The 18,997-nt window shown below is 69.0% G+C and carries 16 protein-coding genes and 1 pseudogene; 9 read left to right on the forward strand and 8 right to left on the reverse strand.

The genetic code is table 11. The annotated features are described in order from the left end of the window. The first annotated feature begins 95 nt into the window (after positions 1–95). The gene (locus OG711_RS02070) at positions 96–962 is read left to right on the forward strand and encodes a universal stress protein (protein WP_329558176.1); all 867 of its coding nucleotides are present in this window, start codon (positions 96–98) and stop codon (positions 960–962) included. Positions 963–1,462: 500 nt separating this feature from the next. On the opposite strand, the gene OG711_RS02075 is transcribed toward OG711_RS02070, so the two are convergent. Both OG711_RS02075 and OG711_RS02080 read right to left on the reverse strand, forming a co-directional pair. Beyond that, positions 1,463–3,184, reverse strand: a complete 1,722-nt coding sequence (locus tag OG711_RS02075) for a GAF domain-containing sensor histidine kinase (protein WP_329558177.1) — start codon at positions 3,182–3,184, stop codon at positions 1,463–1,465. A 103-nt stretch (positions 3,185–3,287) separates the two neighbouring features. Then, positions 3,288–4,049: a response regulator gene (locus OG711_RS02080; protein ID WP_266504608.1), complete on the reverse strand. Its 762-nt coding sequence runs from the start codon at positions 4,047–4,049 to the stop codon at positions 3,288–3,290. A 188-nt stretch (positions 4,050–4,237) separates the two neighbouring features. Between OG711_RS02080 and OG711_RS02085 the strand changes: the two genes are divergently transcribed. The 3 genes from OG711_RS02085 to OG711_RS02095 all read left to right on the forward strand — a co-directional run bounded on the left by OG711_RS02085 (position 4,238) and on the right by OG711_RS02095 (position 6,350). Then, entirely contained in the window at positions 4,238–4,768 is a 531-nt protein-coding gene (locus tag OG711_RS02085) for a SpoIIE family protein phosphatase (RefSeq protein ID WP_329558178.1), read from the forward strand. A gap of 294 nt (positions 4,769–5,062) precedes the next feature. Beyond that, entirely contained in the window at positions 5,063–5,515 is a 453-nt protein-coding gene (gene melC1, locus OG711_RS02090) for an apotyrosinase chaperone MelC1 (protein ID WP_329558179.1), read from the forward strand. A gap of 16 nt (positions 5,516–5,531) precedes the next feature. Beyond that, positions 5,532–6,350, forward strand: coding sequence for a tyrosinase family protein (locus OG711_RS02095; RefSeq protein WP_329558180.1), 819 nt, complete (start codon positions 5,532–5,534; stop codon positions 6,348–6,350). Between the two features lie 46 nt (positions 6,351–6,396). On the opposite strand, the pseudogene OG711_RS39225 reads toward OG711_RS02095, so the two are convergent. Both OG711_RS39225 and OG711_RS02105 read right to left on the reverse strand, forming a co-directional pair. Then, positions 6,397–6,803: pseudogene (locus OG711_RS39225) on the reverse strand (IS701 family transposase); the annotation flags it as partial. A gap of 396 nt (positions 6,804–7,199) precedes the next feature. Beyond that, entirely contained in the window at positions 7,200–7,616 is a 417-nt protein-coding gene (locus OG711_RS02105; protein WP_329558182.1) for a beta/gamma crystallin domain-containing protein, read from the reverse strand. A 333-nt stretch (positions 7,617–7,949) separates the two neighbouring features. Here OG711_RS02105 and OG711_RS02110 point away from each other — a divergent pair, with 333 nt between their 5' ends. From OG711_RS02110 to OG711_RS02125, 4 genes are all read left to right on the forward strand, one after another. Then, positions 7,950–8,927 (forward strand): helix-turn-helix domain-containing protein, encoded by a 978-nt coding sequence (locus tag OG711_RS02110; RefSeq protein ID WP_329558183.1) that lies wholly within the window; start codon positions 7,950–7,952, stop codon positions 8,925–8,927. A gap of 355 nt (positions 8,928–9,282) precedes the next feature. Beyond that, entirely contained in the window at positions 9,283–9,516 is a 234-nt protein-coding gene (locus OG711_RS02115; protein WP_143201195.1) for a hypothetical protein, read from the forward strand. Positions 9,517–9,697: 181 nt separating this feature from the next. Further along, a complete protein-coding gene (locus OG711_RS02120) occupies positions 9,698–10,897 on the forward strand; it encodes an AAA family ATPase (protein ID WP_329558184.1) in 1,200 nt (399 codons plus the stop codon). A 19-nt stretch (positions 10,898–10,916) separates the two neighbouring features. Continuing rightward, positions 10,917–12,521, forward strand: coding sequence for a VWA domain-containing protein (locus tag OG711_RS02125; protein WP_329558185.1), 1,605 nt, complete (start codon positions 10,917–10,919; stop codon positions 12,519–12,521). Between the two features lie 871 nt (positions 12,522–13,392). Here OG711_RS02125 and OG711_RS02130 read toward each other — a convergent pair. The 4 genes from OG711_RS02130 to OG711_RS02145 all read right to left on the reverse strand — a co-directional run bounded on the left by OG711_RS02130 (position 13,393) and on the right by OG711_RS02145 (position 17,769). Further along, positions 13,393–14,616, reverse strand: a complete 1,224-nt coding sequence (locus OG711_RS02130; RefSeq protein ID WP_329558186.1) for a cytochrome P450 — start codon at positions 14,614–14,616, stop codon at positions 13,393–13,395. Then, on the reverse strand, positions 14,597–15,397 hold the full coding sequence (locus OG711_RS02135; RefSeq protein ID WP_329558187.1) for a tRNA-dependent cyclodipeptide synthase: 801 nt from the start codon (positions 15,395–15,397) through the stop codon (positions 14,597–14,599). Before OG711_RS02135 ends, OG711_RS02130 begins: the two co-directional genes overlap by 20 nt. 75 nt (positions 15,398–15,472) lie before the next feature. Continuing rightward, on the reverse strand, positions 15,473–16,303 hold the full coding sequence (locus tag OG711_RS02140; RefSeq protein ID WP_266504630.1) for a class I SAM-dependent methyltransferase: 831 nt from the start codon (positions 16,301–16,303) through the stop codon (positions 15,473–15,475). 584 nt (positions 16,304–16,887) lie between these two features. Next, positions 16,888–17,769, reverse strand: a complete 882-nt coding sequence (locus OG711_RS02145) for an NAD-dependent epimerase/dehydratase family protein (protein WP_073785881.1) — start codon at positions 17,767–17,769, stop codon at positions 16,888–16,890. Positions 17,770–17,916: 147 nt separating this feature from the next. On the opposite strand from OG711_RS02145, the gene OG711_RS02150 reads away from it, so the two are divergent. Then, complete coding sequence (locus tag OG711_RS02150; RefSeq protein ID WP_266504635.1) at positions 17,917–18,894, forward strand: AraC family transcriptional regulator; 978 nt, start codon at positions 17,917–17,919, stop codon at positions 18,892–18,894. Positions 18,895–18,997: the final 103 nt, after the last annotated feature.

The raw sequence follows: 18,997 nt of genomic DNA on the forward strand, positions 1-18,997 counted from the left end.
GGGACGGGCGGGGGTCCAACGGCCCCTGCTGCGAGCCCCCATGACATGGCAAGAGTGGGGACTATCCGCACGACGACCAACCACAGGAGGTTCACATGCCCCGTACCGTCATCGCAGGCGTCGATGGTTCGCGCGAGAGTCTGTCGGCCGTGGAGTGGGCAGCCGGTGAGGCTTCGCGGCGAGGACTGCCGCTTCGGCTGCTCCATGTCCGGGACACCTCACCCGGGGTTCGCGCCTTTTTTGCCGGTGCCGGGAGAGCACTCTGGCCCGATGGCGGACCGCAGGCGGCGATCGAGGGCCTCCAGGCCCGGCACCCGGGCCTCGAAGTGACAACCGACGACATACCCGGCAGGCCCGCCGAAACCCTCTGCGGGGCGAAGGACCAGGAGCTGCTGGTCCTCGGCTCACGGGGGCTGGGCCGACTGGCGGGATTCCTCCTCGGCTCCGCCTCACTGGCGGTCATCGCCCGCAGCACCGCGCCGGTCGTCCTCGTGCGCGCCAAGGACACGTCATCCGCCCAGGAGTGGCAGTCGTCCGGCGATGTCGTGGTGGGCCTGGACACTTCCCACCGGTCGGACGCCGTGCTGGAATTCGGCTTCGCCCACGCGGAACGGCACAGCCTCGCGCTGCGGGCGCTGCACAGCTGGCAGGTTCCCCAGGTGTACGGCGGCGATCCGACGGGCGCGATGCTGTCGGCCCAGACAGATCTGGCCACGGTGACGAGCGAAGTCCTTACGGAGATTCTGGCGCCCTGGCGGGAGAAGTTCCCCACCGTCGCCGTGACCGAGCGGTGTCGGCTCGGTCACCCCGCGCACGACCTCGTGGAGGCATCGCGCGATGCCGGTCTCCTCGTCGTGGGCCGCAGGGAGCGCCGGGTGGGCGTCGGCGCGCACATCGGCTCCGTCGCGCACGCCGTGCTGCACCACTCGAAGGCCGCAGTGGCCGTGGTGCCCCACGCCTGACCCCATGCGAGCGCTCTGCCAGGGAGGGCAGGGGCGGACACACCGCCCCTGCCCTCCCCCGCTCTCGGCCGACGACAGGCAAGCTGTGCCATGTCCCCCACTTCAGCGCCCGCGCTACGCCAGGGGCCGCACCACACGGGGCCGGGAACAACTCGGTCTGCCCCGCCAGGATGTGGCAGCACGCTGCGACCCGGTGCCCGGATACCTCACGGAGGAACAGCGGGCCTTCAGCAGGCATCGGCTTCCTGGCCTCCTCCCGGCGATGCCCGTGCAAACCCCAACTGCCGTGATCGGCAACGCAGTCGACCAGGACACGCCCAAGCCGCCTGCCCACACCGCATCCCGTTCCATGCGTCCTCGACCGGTACGAGGACGCGCGACCCCGTACCAGCTTGGGCTCCGGCCTCCCCTCGGAACGCGACGCCCGCGCTCGGTGGCGCGGCGAACCCCACTGACGCAGCAACTGGCACGGCACCGCCGTCGGGAAGGTCTGCCCCGCCCTAAGGTCCGGCCGCCGGGACACGCCACACCAGTCGAGTTCCGCCGCCGGGGGGCGAGGACAACTCCATCGTGCCGCCGCAGCGTTCCGCCCGGTCCGACAGGTTCCGCAGACCGCTGTGCCGCCCGCTCCCCTCGATCCCGACCCCGTCGTCGGCTACGGTCAGGGTCACTTCACGGCCGTTGGTCCGCAGCGTCACTTCCACCCGGCTCGCGCGCGCGTGGCGGACGACGTTGGCCAGACTCTCGCCCAGGACGGCCAAGAGGTGGTCGGCGACGAACCGGGAGACCTGGGTGTCGAGCAGGCCCTCCTTGCGCAGACCGGGCGAGAAGCCCAGGCTCGCCGCCGCGACGGCCACGGCCCGCACCGTACGGGCCCGCAGTCTCTCCCCCTCGCCTTCGACCTGCGTCCGCAGCCCGAAGATCGTGGAGCGGATGATCTTGATGGTTGCGTCCAGGTCGTCGACCGCACGTTCCACCCGTTCCGACGCCTCGGGGTGGTCGATGAAGCGTCCAGCGCTCTGCAACGTCATCCCCGTGGCGAACAGTCGCTGAATCGCCAGATCGTGCAGATCGCGCGCGATCCGGTCGCGTTCCTCAAGCAGCACGATCTGCTCGGTGTCGCTCCGGCGTTCCGCCAGCTCCATGGCCACCGCGGCCGTACCGGCGAATCCCAGAACGGGGCGGATCTCCTCGGCGAGGAACGGCGCACGACCCGAGGCACGGACAAGCAGCAGGACCCCGCGCACGCCGGCGCCGGTGCCGATGGGAATCGCCACGCCCGGACCCAGCCCGGTCGGCCCGCCCAAGTACGCCGCGGGACCTGGATCATCCATGTCCTCACCGGTGACCGGCACAGCACGGGTGAACGCCGTACCGATCAGTCCGCTGGACACCGCCAGACGCAGAGCTCGGTACCGGTCGGCCTCCAGACCGTCGGCCAGCTCCACGACCAGCGAGTCCCGGTCGGCAGCGGGCAGCGCGACCACGACCAGATCGGCGCCCGCGATCTCTCGCGCCCGGTCGGCGATCAGAGCGAGCACCACAGCGCGCTCACTGCCCGACAGCAGGCTCTGCGTGACCTCGGCCGTCGCCTGGAGCCACAGCTCCCGCTGCTGGGACCTCTCGTACAGTCGGGCGTTGTCGATAGCCACGCCCGCCGCCACGGCCAGGGTGGTCAGGATCGACTCGTCCTCGGCGTCGAACTGGGCACCACCCAGTTTCTCGGTGAGGTACAGATTGCCGAACACCTGGCCGCGTATCCGGATCGGCACTCCCAGAAAGGTGCTCATCGGGGGGTGACCGGCCGGGAAGCCGTAGGAAGAGGCGTGCTCGGAGAGTTTCGCCAGACGCAGGGGCTCAGGGTGAGCGACCAGCTCGCCGAGGATGCCGTGGCCGGACGGCGACGAGCCGATCACGGCGGCCTCTGCGTCGTCCACACCGACGGTCAGGAACTGGACGAGCTTCTCGTGATCCGGACCGATGACCCCGAGGGCCCCGTATCGCGCACGCACCAGAGCCGTCGCCGCCTTCACCACATGCCGCAGGACGTGTTCCAGTTCCAGGTCACGCCCGACGGACATCACCACTTCCATGAGGTCCTGAACCCGGTCACGCGTGCTGTGCGCCGCATCCAGCCGCCCCTGCAACAGAGCGAGCTGCTCATCGCACTCCTGCCGCCCGCCCTGTGCGGGCCGGGCTCCGCTGTCCTGTGCGTGTGTCACCGAACACGCTCCTCGGGCTGCCTCAGGAGACCCGCTGTCACGGGCACGAGTGCCCGGACGGGCCGAAGCACCGGCTCACGGCCAAACCGACCGCGCTGCGGGCTCATCGGCCGGGACCACGGTACCGATCGGGATCCGCCCGTCCGGAACCGTCCGAACCCGCTCTCGCGGCGGCGGCCGGCCTCCCCTCCGCCGCTCCGGACACCTGGGTGGCGATGACCGCCGCCTGCACACGCCGCTCGACACCGAGCTTCGCCAGCACGCGAGATATGTGATTCTTGACCGTCTTCTCGGCGAGAAAGACCCGCAGACCGATCTCACGATTGGTCAGGCCCTCGCCGATCAGGGCGAGGATGTCACGTTCACGGCTGGTCAGACCGTACAGAGCGTCCGCCGCCGACTCGTCGCGGTCCTCACCCCGCAGCCGTGACATCAACCGGGCCGCCGCGCTGGGATCCAGCAAGGACTTGCCCGAGGCCACCGTGCGCACGGCCGCAACAAGATCGCCGCCCTGGATCAGCTTCAGCACATACCCGGACGCCCCGGCCATGACGGCGTCCAGCAGGGCCTCCTCGTCATCGAAAGACGTCAGCATCAGGCAGGCGAGGTCGGGCATTCGCGAGCGCAGCTCCCGGCAGACGTCCACTCCGCTTCCGTCGGGGAGCCGCACATCGAGCACCGCCACGTCCGGGCGCAGCGCCGGGACCCGCGTCAGAGCCTGTTCCGCGGTCCCCGCCTCGCCGACCACGCTGATGTCCGGCTCGTCGCCGAGGAGATCACGCACACCGCGCCTCACCACTTCGTGATCGTCCAAGAGGAAAACCCGGATCGGATTCTCAGGACCGCGTGAACCGCTGTCCGGCATGGACCGCTCCTCAGTGCTGTCGATCGCGCAGTCCGCGGGAACAGGGGCCCCCGCTCAGCCAAGACTCCAGCATTCCTCCATGTGCGGCTAGTGATCCGAGTCGGAGATTCATCGACAATGGTCGACCACCTCGCCCGCACCACCGCGGTCACCTGACCACCCGGTAGGAGGCCGCGCAGCGGGAGGCGATGATCGGCGGCGATCTCTACAGCGCGTGCTCCAACCCGCACGGTGTACGGCTGGTCATGGGCGACGTCCGGGGCAAGGGCATCACCGCGATCGAGACCGTCCCCATCGTCCTGGGCGCCTTCCGCGAGGCGTCGCACGACGAGAGGACACTCCCCGAGGTGGCGGCCCGCCCGGAGAAAACGCTGGACCGGGACCGCGCGGACCGGAACGGTGGCCACGACCTGGAACTCCGCCTGACGGGCAGACGCTTTCCGACCCCCGCCCGCCTCCTCAGCACCCTCGTCGACGACGTACAACGCTTCTCGGGCGGCCTCACCGCGACGACATGGCCCTCCTCGCCACCCACAAGCCGCTGCCCCGCCCGGCACGCTGAAGCCGTTGCGAGCGCGGATCGCGGGCGGCTTCGGGTGGTAGACGTCGCCGGACCGTACGAGGTACCCGCCCCGGCCGTCCTTCTTCCGGATGGCCAGCTACTGGAGGGCACCACGTTGATCAGCCGGCGACGGCCCGCACCTCGCACGGTGGTCTAATTCCGGACACGTTACCTGTGCGGACGTGGACACGACACATTGCCCTGTCAAGGGCATTTCTCATGAGGCAGAAGTGATTCTCATCGAATCCTCACCTCAACACCCCCGCACATACGGCCACCCACTCGACGCGAAAAGAACCAGCCACCGGCTGTCCAGTTTCAAAATGACCACTTCACACCGAACCGAGAATTCGTCCCTTCTCCGGCACTCCTACGGCCTGTACTCATGACGCAAGCGGCCCGAATTCATCATCTGGCCGCGTACAGCCGTGAATCAGGGGGTCTCTCTGTCATGACCAAACTCACCCGACGCCAAGCCTTCGGCACCGTCGCGGGTGCCGCAGCGGGCATAGCCGTGGCCGGAATAGCCATAGCTTCCGCGAACGCCACACCGGACAAGGCCGGCCGGTCCACCACCGCAGCAACCGGAACCGCAGCCGGCACGAAGCACCACCACACAGCCGTCCCGGCCCCCTTCAGCGAAGTCTTCGAAGGGCGTCGCATCCAGGGCATACCCGGCGACGCCAACGCCAAGAGCGAGGCGCACGGGCAGCATCACACATCCGCCACCGGCTATCGCGTCCTGATCGACGGCCGGGAACTGCATGTGATGCAGAAACCGGACAGCAGCTGGACCAGCGTGATGAACCATTACCAGACGTTCCCGGACCCACACACCACCGCCCGCGCCGCGGTGACCTCGCTCATGGGCGCCGACCTCGTCCCCCACACCCCCACCGCCTGAACCGGGAGCAGCCGCCATGACCGTACGGAAGAATCAGGCGAACCTCACCCCCGCCGAGAAGCGAGCCTTCGTCAACGCCGTGGTGGAACTCAAGCGGAGAGGCCGGTACGACCCCTTCGTCACCACTCATCGCGAGATCTTCATCTCCGATATGACGGGCCCGATACGGCAGGGGCACGAATCACCGTCGTTCCTGCCGTGGCACCGCCAATATCTGATCGACTTCGAGCGGGCACTCCAGTCGATCAACCCCAATGTGTCCATCCCGTACTGGGACTGGACCAGGGACCGGACCCCCACATCCTCCCTCTGGTCGGCCAACTTCCTCGGGGGAAACGGCCGGCGGCCGGACGGACAGGTGATGAACGGCCCCTTCGCCCACTCCACCGGCAACTGGAGCATCACCGTCCAGGACGACACCGCGCCCTTCCTCCGGCGTGCCATGGCGCCAACGGGCATGCCACTGCCGACCAGGGCCGAGCTGAACACCGTTCTCGCCGTCACCCCGTATGACATGACGCCATGGGACTTCACCGCCCCGGGGTTCCGCAACAGCCTCGAAGGCGGAGCCGGTCCGGGCCTGCACAACAGGGTGCACAACTGGGTCGGCGGGCAGATGCTGCAGAGCGTGTCTCCCAATGATCCGGTCTTCTGGCTGCACCACTGTTTCGTCGACAAGGTCTGGGCGGACTGGCAGCGGCGCCACCCGCAGCACTCCTATCTGCCCGCAGTGAGCACCACGGGCGTGGTGGCGCTCAACCAGGCCATGGCCCCATGGAACAACGTCACCCCGGCCGCGATGCTCGACCACACCCGCTTCTACACCTACGCCTAGCGATGGTTCGTCAAACCGGGCGGTAGAGATCAGGTGGGCGTCAGCGTCTCAGCCCGTGGCTCCTTACGGCTTCGGCCAGGTCAACCGCGGCTGCGGGCTGGGGGTACCGGGCCGGGGCAGGTCGGTGGCCGTACCAGGTCGACTCGCGGGCAGGGTCTGCGGGTGGGCGATAGCCACGACGAGGCGGACGTTGCCGTCAGTTCCCCGGCGATGCCTCGGGCAGCCCACCAGGTGATGGTGTGTCCGTCGCGGAAGGCCGCTACCGCCCGTGACGTCACTCCGGCCTGTTTGGCTTTGCGAGCCGGTTCGCCGGCAGCTTGCTGCGGAAGCCTGGGCCCTTCTTGCCGGTCAGGAAGTGGTGGGTGGGGATGTACGGCACCGCGTGCAGCGGGTAGCACAGACGCTCATCGGCCAGCAGGTCGTCACCGTGACCACGCCGCGGTCGACCTTGCCATCGACGTGGCGGCGTGCTGATCTTCCTCGAAGAGATCAACGCCTCCATGGAGCAGCCGGCCCACTGTTCGGGAGAAGCCCCGTGAGCCCGGCGACCCGAAGATCTCCCCGGCCGTCGTTGCCCTCAACGAGGTCCTCGACGACTGCGGGCAGCCCGCGCCCAGCCCGGCACCACTCGACGGGCCGGGCTGGGCGCGGGGTGAAATGTTGCCTCCGTGTCAGCCCTCTCCGGCTTGGGGCGTTGAGGCGGCAGGGCGGTCCGGCGGAGCAGTCCCCGGGCTTATGGGGCCGGATGCGGCCGGGGCTGGAGCAGTCTTTCGAGCAGGTGGGTCCAGGCGGGCCTCGGACCGTCCGTTCGGCTCCGCCGTACCACGAGGGACGCTCACTCTTCGGCTATCAGAAGATCTCGATCCGAGTCACCTTGTGCACGTGGCCGGGGTTCCACGCACTCCATTTTCCCATGGTGACGCTTTCGATCCTCGGGTTGCCCACACTCCTCTGGAACTGAATTTCCGCTCTGTTGTTGCCTGACTCAATCCAGTTGATGCCATAGATGGCGACGCCCATGAACCCGCGGTCGGCGAAACAGAGAACGCTCTGACCGTTGTTGCCGTGGACCTCCAGATAGTCGGTCCGGTCGCAACTCACGCGGTGGATGAGCGGTGAGACACGGTCGCTTGCGGCGCTGGCTGGTAGAGCCGTTGCAGCCAGGGCGGCCATCGTGGCGGCAATGACTCCGAGAGTTCGACGTAAGGACGATTTCATACTTCCTCCAGCGTTTGTCGCGGACATGTGCCCGTACGTGACGAGCACATCCAGATCTTCGGAACTCTTGCGTATCCCACGCCCATGGTGGCCAGTAGGGTGGTCCGTAACCGCAGGGCTGAACTCGTGGGGCATTTCTATGGCTTCGCCCGGCTGCGAGAACAGCGCGACCGGGGAGAACCCGTTTCACCGCAGTGCCCGGGCCGACAGTTTGCCGGGGCATGGTGCGACTACCCGGCTTCAGTCTCCCGCCGGACTCTCGCCTGCCACTGGACTCTACGGGCGGCGGCTCGGCGGGCGATTGAACCTTCGCGACATGCCGATTGAATATCGGCGCCACGAGATAGGAACGCCACACCGAGAGAGGCGGATCGACGGGCGATGGCAGGTACTGAGGCAGGGGCCGACGACTCGCGGGGGGCGTTCTCCCTGGACACCACTACCCCGGGTCCCTTACCGCGAGGATTCGCCAGCTTCCGCCGCGAGTGGGAGACACAGGTCGGTGACGGCTTCCCGCTACCGACCTTCAGCCCGGCCACGACGGGCGACTTCCGGGTCGAGGGCCGCGTCGCGAAGGTACGCGATGCGGCGATCACCGATGTCAACTGCGCATCAGCCATCCGGACCGCCGCCCTCGGCGATGTCGAGGATCAGGTGCGGATGTGGGTCGTGCAGCGCGGCGCATGGACTCTTGGCGGCCCCGGTGATGAGCACACCGTATCCGCCGGGCAGTTCCTCCTTCGGCACGTCGGGCGGCCCTCGCACTTCGCGACGGCCCCACACACGACGGCGAAGATCGTCGTACTACCCGCCACCATGCTCAAACCGTTGCTCGGGAACCAGATCGTTGCCGGCTCGCTGGACTCGGCCGAGGTGCGCCTGCTCGTGGCTCACACGAACATGATCCACGCCAACGTGACCGACCTCGGCCCGGCCGGTGTGCGAGCCGCCCACAGCGCTCTGATCGAACTGGCCAAGGCGGTGGCGGGACACCGGTTCGACGACAAGGAACCCTTACTGGCTTCCGCCCTCGCCCAGGCCGCGAAGGACCTGGCGGACAGCCGACTCACCGACCCCTCCCTCTCCTCCAGCATGCTCGCAAGCGAACTCAGTGTCTCCGTACGCACTCTGCAGCGGGCGTTCGCCACAGGAGGAGAACCAGTGACCGCCTACATCCGCCGCAGGCGGCTGGAAGAAGCGCGGCTCGCCCTCACCGCACCGTTCGGCCGGCTGAGCATCTCGGAACTCGCCGCCCACTGGCAGTTCGCGGACAGCAGCCACTTCATCCGGGCCTTCAAGACACACTATGGCCAGACACCCACCGACCATGCCGGCCGGGCAAGGTCCCGAAAGGAATGAAGTCCCCCCGGCGAAGACGAGCGGGGGCACCTGCACAGCCTCGCCACCCCGGAGGTCTTCGGGCCCGCCGCGATCGTCGGCGGCCACCAGGCGGAGTTCTTCCGCTCGGCCATGCGGAACATGGGCCTGAGACCACAGTTCGCCACTGATCTCAGCGACGGGCCTGTCACTCCCGTGCACAGCTGGCGTGAGCCGAGCACTGCCTGGTGTCGTTCCTCTCGCGCGGCGCCCTCGTGATGTCACGCGGCGTGCTTCACCGCGGTGCGGTGACCGTTCGGCCGGGCTTTCACGGCAACAGATGACTGCCAGTATCAGAAGAAGCTCAGACTGCCAGAGCTTCCTTCCCCTCGCTAGCGTGATCGAAATGCTCGGACTCGCGGTCCGGTCCCGGTACGAATGGCTGAGATTCGAGGACGTCTACGCCACTTCGGCCTGGGCATCGATACTCGTCAGCGCCGGTGTCGTCGAATGGTTCGTCGTCCACCGCACCCTCAAGCCCCTCGCCCGCAGACCCCGCCCGCGCGGGACTCCCGCCGTCACCCCAGGAGGGGCGACCACCATTCCCCGCACAGGACGCATACCCGCGTAACGAACGATCCCAGGGGCTGAGGTGTCACACGTCGAGTGCGTGGGCGCGGTGGGGCCGTGCGGTCGCCTCGTCGTTCGGTGTGCCGGTATCGAGGCAGCGTGCAGAATACCCACGAGCCGTTCGGCGAGTCGGCGCCGGGCAGCGTTGAGCTCAACCCGGCTTCATGGATGGGGAGTTGCATATGGAGGCACAGGACTCGCAGGACACGGCCAAGAGGCTGCGGGCCATCTGCAACGAAGTGTCGGACCGCTTCTTTGAGCGGGCTGACGTGGTGCGAACTCTCGTGATGACGCTGTTGGCCGGCCAGCACTCGTTGGTACTCGGCCCGCCCGGAACGGCGAAGTCTGAGATGGCCCGGGAGCTCACGGGCAGGGTCGAGGGTGCGACCTACTGGGAAATCCTCCTTTCGAAGTTCACCGCGCCGACAAGGATCTTCGGTCCCATCGACGTCGCCGCACTGGCCCGGGGTGAGTACCGTCAGGTCTACGAGGGCCGCGCCACGACGGCGCACATCGCGTTCATCGACGAGATCTTCAAGTGCTCCACGGCGGCGCTGAACGAGACGTTGGGCTTCCTGAATGAACGGCTCTACCACCCAGAGAACGGCGGCAAACCACTCTCCTGCCCGTTGATCGGAGCCATCACGGCGAGCAACGAACTGCCTATCGGAGAGGATTCGGCCGCGATCTACGACCGGCTGCTGGTGCGGATCGAAGTCGGGTATCTGGCTGACCCATCGAACTTCGCCGCGCTGGTGCGCTCCGCCGTCAACCGACCGACCCCGTTGACGCGGACCACGGTCGAACTGAGCGCATTGCAGCACGCCGTGGCCGAAGCCGTCCCGGCCGTGGATCTCCCCGATGTGATGGTGGACGCGGTGTGTACGCTGCGAGCCGCCCTGCGCCGCAAGGAACTCATCGCCTCTGACCGCCGCTGGCGGCAGGCGGTGGGGCTGCTCCAGGCATCTGCGTTCCTGGATGGCCGCCCAGCGGTCACCGAGGCCGATCTGGCGGTACTCACCCACGTGCTGTGGGACTCCCCCACCGAGCGCCCGACCGTCGAACGCGAAGTACTGCAGCTGGTCAACCCCGATGCCAAGGAGGCACTCGACCTGGCCGATGTCATCGAGGAGCTGGAGGCCCAGCTCGAAGCCATGGCCGGGCAGTCACGCGAGGCGCTGAGCGAGTGGGTCATCAAGAAGGCCCACAACAAGCTCGCCACAGCCGGGAACAGGTTGGCGAAGCTGCGTAAGGAGGCAGCGGGCGCCGGGCGGTCCACTGCCGCCATCGACCGAGTCACCGGCCGCCAGCGCGCCGTTCGCGCCCGTGTTCTCACCGAGGCCCTCGGCATGGACGCGAGCATGGTGCAGACCCAGCTCTGAGCACCGGGAGGTCACAGCCATGGGCAGGACTCCGAGCGGGCACAACGAGTCGTCGAGCCGGGCCGGGGGGAAGCTGAGCACCTCCACCACAGCTCCCGAGCGGCACCGCACAACCGTCGTCGTGGACCGCTTCGACCAGATCTCCTGGCGCGACACCTACGAGCAGTCGGCCGGACTCAGCGAGCTGGCCAAGGAGCTGAACGAGCGCCATGGCTGCGGCGCCGACCTCTTGGCCGACGCGTTTCAAGCCGCCTACAAGGTCAGTGCGCGGTTGCGCGAGCGCGCGGAGATGGACCGCTCCCGATTGGTCAACCACCAGATCATCACCGCATTGGCAGAGTCATGTGAGTTCGCCGAGCTGCGCCGGGTGACGGTCGGCGACCCCTATGCCGCAGCCATGGCCGTACTCGCCCAGGCCCCCGCACTGCGCCGGATGCTGGAACACTCCCGCAACGCCCAGGAACAAGCTGAGCAGGTGGAGAAGGCCCCGCAGAATGCCGCAAGCGATGCAACCACTCTGTGCGAGGCGCTCCGACAAACAGCCGGCAGCGCCGACGAGGACACCGCAGTCTCGGCATCCGACGCCGTACAACAGTCCATCAAGGCGGCCACAGCTGCCGCGCGGCAGAGCGACCGAAGTGCCGCGCAGGCCCTCCCGGCGGCGGCACCCGGTATGGGTGCCACCGCGCGCAGTGCGGCGATGAAGGCCGTCGAGATCGTGCGAGGGGAAGCCGCGCTGATGCGGGCATGGGGCGTTGGTCCAGGCGAGCTGGAGAAAATGCCGTTCGACCAGCGCGCTCAGCTCGCCGAGCGGCTGCGCACCGGCCGTCTCGCGCAGTGGGCCGAGCTGATCGGTCGATTCCGGCAGATGGCGAGCGGTGAACGCGCCCGAAAGGTGGCGAACGCCACCGGGGAGTTGGTCGGCGTCACGCTCGGCGATGATCTCTCCCGCGTCATCCCCTCCGAACTCGTCAACCTCGGCCTGCCTGAGCTGCGTGCAGTGTTCGCCGCGCGCTACGCCGCAGGGGAGCTGATGCTCTACCACAGTCAGGGGGAGCAGGCCACCGGCCAGGGCGCCATCATCGCGTGCGTAGACACCTCGCACTCCATGTACATCGCGGGGCGGGACGGGGTCAGCCGGGAGGCGTGGGCCAAGGCGTGCGCCCTGGCGCTGCTGGACCAGGCCCGCCATGCCAAGCGTGACTTCGTCGGCATCCTGTTCTCCGCTGCCGACAAGATCCAGGTCTTCCGCTTCCCGGCCGGCCAACCCGCCGACCCAGCCCAGGTGCTCGACTTCGCGGAGACCTTCCTCGGCGGTGGCACCAGCTACCAGACGCCCCTGACTGCGGCCGGCGAACTACTGGCAGAGGAGCTCAACGACGCCGCCCGTGGACGTGGCGACATCGTGATGATCACCGACGATGAGTGCGGCATCGCCGAGGAGTGGATGCGTGGCTGGAACATCGCCAAGCATCGGTTGGGCTTCCGTGTCTTCGGCGTGGCCATCGGCGCCCCGCGCGCCACCGAAGCCGACTCGGTCCTGGACGCCCTGTGCGACAACCTCCGCTCCATCGAGGACCTCACTGATGTCTCCGCCGCCGCTGACCTCTTCCGCATGATCTAAACCCTTTTGAGGTGGAAAATGCCGTTGCTTTGGTCGGGTAGCCGGGTCACGTTGCCGTGACCCGGCTACCCGGCCTGGTGGTCGTGCCACCGGTTGTTCAAGGCCACGACGATTGGTGGTCGACGGCGGCTGGAGGGTTCGCCTGGAGCTTTGCCGGCGTAGCCGGTGATGCAGGAACGGATCTTGCGGGGGCAGCCACGGGATCTTCGCGGGGTAGGAGGATGTGACCGATTTCGGGGAGTTCGAGGCGTCGGTCCCGCTCGTGGGCTGAGGGGGAAAAGCCGCTCGGTGAGATCACTGAGCGGCGGACAACGTCCAGGGCCCGGGTGAACGAGGTCCGTTCGGCAGTGCTGTGGCGCCAGCAGGCGACCGCGTCGAGCGGGCCCCGGGTGCTCGGCCCGGGTGTGGGCCTGGTCGGTGGAGCGGGTCGGCGATCGAGGTGATGGGGCGGCCGGGGTCGGGTAGCGGGTCGCGGGCGGCTTCGGTGACTTTCCCGGTGGCGGCGTTGGGGCATCTGCCGACCCGGCCGCGGGCGGCGGCCAGGACCTCGCGGGCTGCACGCCTCTGAGCGGGTGGTTTACGACGGCCGTGAGGAAGTCGCCCGGCACGATCGGCTCATCGCCTGCGGCGCTGCCCGCCTTGGCCTCGACCACTACCTGGAGGCACTGATCCGGAAACCGGGTGCCCTGCCCGGCGCCACCGCCCTTGACCAGGCTCGCGCCGTCGGCCGTTCCGCACCCATCCACGACGCCTGGTGGCAAGCCGCGGTGAAGGCGCACGGCGCAGGGGAGGGCACCCGGGCCCGGATCGAAGTCCCCCTCCGCCCGCTGGGGACATCGGCTCGTCGCCGGACCGTGGGACAGGTGGTCCGTCACCAGGTGACGGGCAGTTCCACCGGCCGGGTGAAGAGATAGGTGTCCGGTTCCCAGGCGATGTCCTCGTGTTTGGCCGCCAGGGCCAGGTCCGGCAGGTGTGAGAACAGGGTGGAGAGCGCGGTCTCCAAGTACATGCGGGCGATGTTGACGCCGAGGCAGAAGTGGGGGCCGGTGCCGAAGGTGATGGCCGGGTCCTCCTGCGCACTGCGGTCGAGGCGGAATCGTTCTGGTTGTTTGTAGTGTTCCGGGTCCCAGGTCGCGGCGACCCAGGGGGTGATGACGGCGTCGCCGGCCCGGATGAGTACCCCGTGCATTTCGGTGTCGGTCAACGCGAGGCGGGGCATGGAGGTCATGCCGTTGTGGTGCAGCCGTAGGAGTTCGGCCACCGCGTCGGGCCACAGGGTGGGGTCGCGCTGTATCCGGGCGAGTTGGTCGCCATGTCGCAGCAGGGTGTACACGCCGGTGGTGACGGGGCCGGTGACCGGTTCGGCGGAGGTGACGAAGAGGTACATCACCGTGGCGTGCATCTGCTCCCGGGTGATGGTCCCGTGACGGTGGGTGCGGATCAGTGCCTCCACCGGGTCCCGCGGTTCGCGGTTGTCGTCGTAGTCCGCCGACTTGGCGTCGATGACTTCGTCAGCGAAGTCGAGCATCCACCGGGTGGACGTGTCGATGGCGGAAGCCGGTGTCGTGTAGTCGACCTGGGAACGTAGCCGGGGCACGATCTTGCGGCGTTGCCGGGGTGCCACGCGCATGAGGTCGCAAGCCAGTGTCGCCGCCAGCGGATGCGCGTAAGCGCGGTGCAGGTCAGCGGGGTTGGGGCCGTCGCGTAGCGCCGTCGCCAGGTCGGTGGCGGCCAGGGCGACCGCGGGCCTGAGGGCAGTCGCGGCGGCAGGGTTGAAGAACGGCTGGACCACGCGCCGCACGGTGGTGTGCGCGGGGGGATCGAGGTTGAAGATGCCGCCCGGCACGCTGTTGAAGTCGTCTCCGGCGATGCGCTGCCCGCCCGGGCAGGTGAGATCGCGCGAGAAGCTGCGGCTCGATCCGATGGCGGTGATGTCGGCGCGGCGGGTGACGAGCCACGCGTGGTGGCCGGAAGGGAACGCAACCCGGGCGACCGGCCGCTCGCGCCGCAGGAGGTCGAACATCTCCGGTGGCAGCCCGTGTCCGCGGGTGGGGAAGGAGTCGGGCCAGGTCAGGTCATCGGGAATCGTGGTCATCACGGTCGTTCCTCTCGTCGCTGAGCACGGACAGGACATGGCCCGACCCGATGGTGAGACCGGGAACCTGACCGTCGGCCACCACGTCGTAGACGGGCACCCGGCGGTGGTACACGAACAGGGCACGGGGTCGCGCCAGCACTCCGGTCGAGTCCAGCAGCAGCGGGGACTCGGCGAAGATGTAGCGGGTGTTGTCCTCAATCTGGGCGGGGGTGGGCTCGGAGTCGATGGAGGCTTCCAGGGCCGTGCGGGTCATCGCGCACACCGCCTCCCGCATCGGGGTCTGCGTGCGGTACGCCGTCTCGATGCGGGTCCGGACCTCCCGGTAGCGCGGGTGTGCGGCGAAGCGGGTCAGTACGTGGACCCTGGAGTCCGTGTCGGGCACCCCGCAATCGGCCAGGGTGCGACGCGCCACATTGCGCATGTTGTGGATGACGCGCTTGGAACGCTGGACCGCGCGCCGTGGCGCCTTGCCCGCGGAGATGTGGCGCAGTGCTGATTCGGGCGCCCCCGGAAGGACCACATGCACATCGTCGAAGGACACCGACGCGCTTCGGCACAGCGCGGTCACGGTCTCCGTGGAGTAGAAGGAGTTGAACGGTGACAGGCCGAGCACCACGGTGCCGTACCGCTCGGCGAGGCGCGGGTCGTGGAGGTCGAGGCCCTCCACCCGGAACCCGCTGGGAGCGATGGGCTCCTGCGGCGGCGAGGGCGGGAGGTCGGTGCCGGTGCTGGCGCCGGTGCCGGGTACGTGTGCGTGTGTGTCCTGGATCTGACTCATGCTGGTGACCTCAATCTTCTGCTGGTCGTTCTGAGTCGGGGGAACCGCGGAGAGCCGGCTCATCGGAGCGGGGTCTCACTTCGCCGGAGTGGGGGCGGGGTTCTCCACCGGGAGGGGACGGTCGGCGGGTTCGGACCCGGGGCCGGCCTGCGCGTCGATGATCAGCGAGTGGGGGCAGGTGAGGTAGTTCTCCCAGAACGCCTCTCCGTGCTTCGCCAGGCCCTCTTCGGAGACGGTCGGGCGGATCCACGAGACGCGGTCGAAACCTGCTGCGGCCAGGGCTTGTTCGTGCGCTGCCGCGGACCAGCGGAAGAGGTCCAGGTCGAGCACGTCCTGCCCGACCCAGGCACGCAGGTGCCCCGGGGTGCCCTCCGCCGGCGACTGCCGCACGCTCAGACGCATGCCATAGCCGCGGTACCACTGGGGGTCCGTGGAGAAACCGGGGTTGAGCACCGCGGCCACGAACCGGCCGCCTGTCGGGCGCAACGCCCGTCGCGCGGTGACGCAGAACCCCTCCAACGCCTCTCGGGTGGGGGCGTAGGGCAGTACGTACACGGCGGTGACCACATCGAACGCCCCGGCGATGCCGGGCAGATCGGTGGCGCCCGGATCGGTGGCGTTCGCGGCCAGGTACTCCACACCCAGGCCCTCGCGCTCCTCGCGCCGGCGGGCGTGTTCGACCATCGCGGCGGACTCGTCCATCCCGACGACCCGGGCCGCCCCCGCGCCGCGCAACCGGCGGGCGTACAACCCGCTGCCACAGCCCAGGTCGAGCACATCCCGCCCGGTGACATCGCCGACCGCGTTCAAGAAGCTGTATTCCTCTATGTGCTCCCGAAAAGGCATCTCTTCCATGCTGCGTTCATACGCGGCCACCGCCGTGTCGAACTGGGAATCCATCGCCATGCTCCTCGCTCCTCTGCGATTTCGTGTCAGGCCGGCCCCAAGTCCGGGGCACGCTCGTAGGCCTGTTTTTGGAAAGGGGGGTCCCGGCATCGAGCCGAAAGTCCTGCGTAGGCCCGGCACCCAGCCCAGCGTTCGATCGCACGTTCCGGGCCGGACGGGTGCCTCACACCCCGGTGGGACACCACGACATGTCGTGTCCCCGAGCGAGCGGGAACCGCCGCACCGGCGGCCGGTTCAGCGGCCATCCCCACCAAGGCGCGACGGACTCGCTCGGTGGACATCCATCGGGCCGCCGATACCCCGGTGTGAGAACCGTTCTTCCTCTCCACCCTTCTTGCCGCGATCCGGCGCCGCAAGAGTCCACACGCAATCGGAAGCGTGCACGCGTTGAACGCTTGTGCCCTTGTGAAGAACGGCAGGCCCGAAAGGGCCCGCGACGCGTGCGGACCCTGGTAGCGGCGCAGGCGCAGTGACGGGCCCCGTCCGTGGGCGTCCAGTCAGCGTGATCGCTCTGGACCGGTCGGAGGCGGCCGGGACGACCCGGCACACGCCGAATGCCCCGACCTAGCCTTCCGCGACACCCTTCAGGAAGCGCGGTACCCCTGGACGGGATTGCGCAGCGCGCCGCAGATGCCGCCGAGTGCTTCCCCGAAGACCGGTGACCAGCCGAGGGATCGCAGCCGGCTCGCGTCGAGCGCCGCGTCCATCGCCAGGAATCCGGCCAGCGGGCCGTGGGTCTCCAGCGCCTCGGCCAGGCTCCACGACGCCACCGGTACCCGGGCGGCCTCACCGATCGCGGCCGCCAGCGACGCCATGTCGACCGGGACCGGCTCGGCGATATGAAACACCCCTTGGGCGGGCTGTTCGAGCAGCGTGGCATACCCGGTCGCGAGGTCGTTCACCTGCACGGTGGACCAGTGGTTGTCGCCCGGACCGGTGTAGCGCGCCACACCGTCGGCGCCGGCCTGGCCGACCAGCCGGGCGAGCGGTCCGCCGCCGTCGCCGTACACCATCGGGGGGCGCACGACAACGCCACGGACTCTCGGGGCCTCCAGCACACGCGCTTCGGCCGGGGCAAGCCAGGCGAGCGGTCCGGTGGGCTCCGCGGTGTCGTCCTCGGTCACCGGTGTCCGCGACGAGCGGGCCCGCGGCGCACCGGTCGTGGTGATGAAGACGCCGCCCTCCATCGCGTCGAGCATGGCGGTCACCGCCGCCGCATCGACGGCGGGCCGGTCCGCCGTGTCGGTAGCCGCGGTGTGGACCACAGCGTCACCGCCGGCCGCCTGTGCCGCCAGTACGGCGAGGTCGGTGAGGCTGCCCCGGACCGGGTCGCCGCCGTTCCCCCGTACCCTGGCCTCGGCCGCGTCACTCCTCGCCAGTCCGCGCACCCGGTGGCCGCGGGCGACGAGGGTACGGGTCAGAGCCGAGCCGATGTAGCCGCTCGCGCCGGTGATGAAGATATCCATGGTGGTGCGGTCTCCCTGTTCCTTGGGGTCGTCGAGAGTTCCAGGCATGCTCCGGGGCCACTCGGGCCTTCCGGGGGCTCCCGCTCTCGGGCTGTCCCGGGTTCCCGGGTGTTCGTTTGAGCGTAGGAAGCGGCAGGAGGGGCGGACATGCGCCTGAGTCCAGGTGTTTTACGCGATCGTTCAGGGCCGGATGCCCTCGGTACGCTGCTCGGCCGGATACGGGTCGGCACCGCACGGTTCGGGCGCATCGAGCTCGGCGCGCCATGGGGGGTGCGGATGGGGCCCCGGGACACCGTGACCCTGCATCATCCGCTCGACGGCGAGATGTGGCTGGACGCCGATGGGCGGACGGCCCGGATCGGGCCGGGGGATCTGGTGATCCTGCCGCACGGTGTCCCGCACTCGCTCAAGTACCGCCCGGACGCCCGGGTCATGATGGAGGAGCAACGGCACGGTCCCCTGCCGGAAGGCGGATTGTCGGTGCGGCGCAGCTTCGGCGGCGACGGGGTGCGCACGGTGGTGCTGTGCGCCGAACTCGCGCTGACCGGCGCAGCACGCGGCCTTCTTCTGCGGGCCCTGCCTCCGGTGATCCATCTTGGGCCGAACGCGGGCGGCGATCCCCTTCCGGGGCTGCGCCGGATTCTCGACGCTCTCCGCGAGGAGGTCCGCGACGGCCGGTCCGCCTCGCCCCTGCTCGCCGCGCGGTTGGTCGAGGTGCTGCTGCTCCAGGGGATCAGAGCCGAGCTGGAGCGGCCGGCAGCGGCCGGGACATGGGGTGCCGCGCTCGGCGACGATCGCGTGGGCCGGGCGCTCGACGCGTTGTACAAAGCGCCCGGGTATCCGTGGAGCGTCGCGGAGCTCGCCCGGGTGGCAGGTATGAGCCGGGCGGCGTTCGCGCCATTGTTCCGGGAGCTGGTAGGCGAGAGTCCGATCGCCCACCTCACCGCCTGGCGTATGGCACTCGCGAAGACGGCGCTGTGCGAACAGCCCGATCTCCCGGTCGGCCGGATCGCCGCATCGGTCGGATACGGCAGCGAGTTCGCGTTCAGCGCGGCGTTCCGGCGAGTGGTGGGCATGCCACCGGGCCGGTACCGCGCCACCACGAGGACCACAAGCACCCCCTGAATCCCCCGCACCGTCCTTCCGCCCAGGGGTATCCGAGCCGCTTCGGCCCGGGCAGCACAGCGGGGGATCGCAGCAGGTCTCCCAGGCAGCGGTCACCAGACGG

The sequence above is a fragment of the Streptomyces uncialis genome, from assembly GCF_036250755.1.
GTDB classification, from domain to species: domain Bacteria; phylum Actinomycetota; class Actinomycetes; order Streptomycetales; family Streptomycetaceae; genus Streptomyces; species Streptomyces uncialis.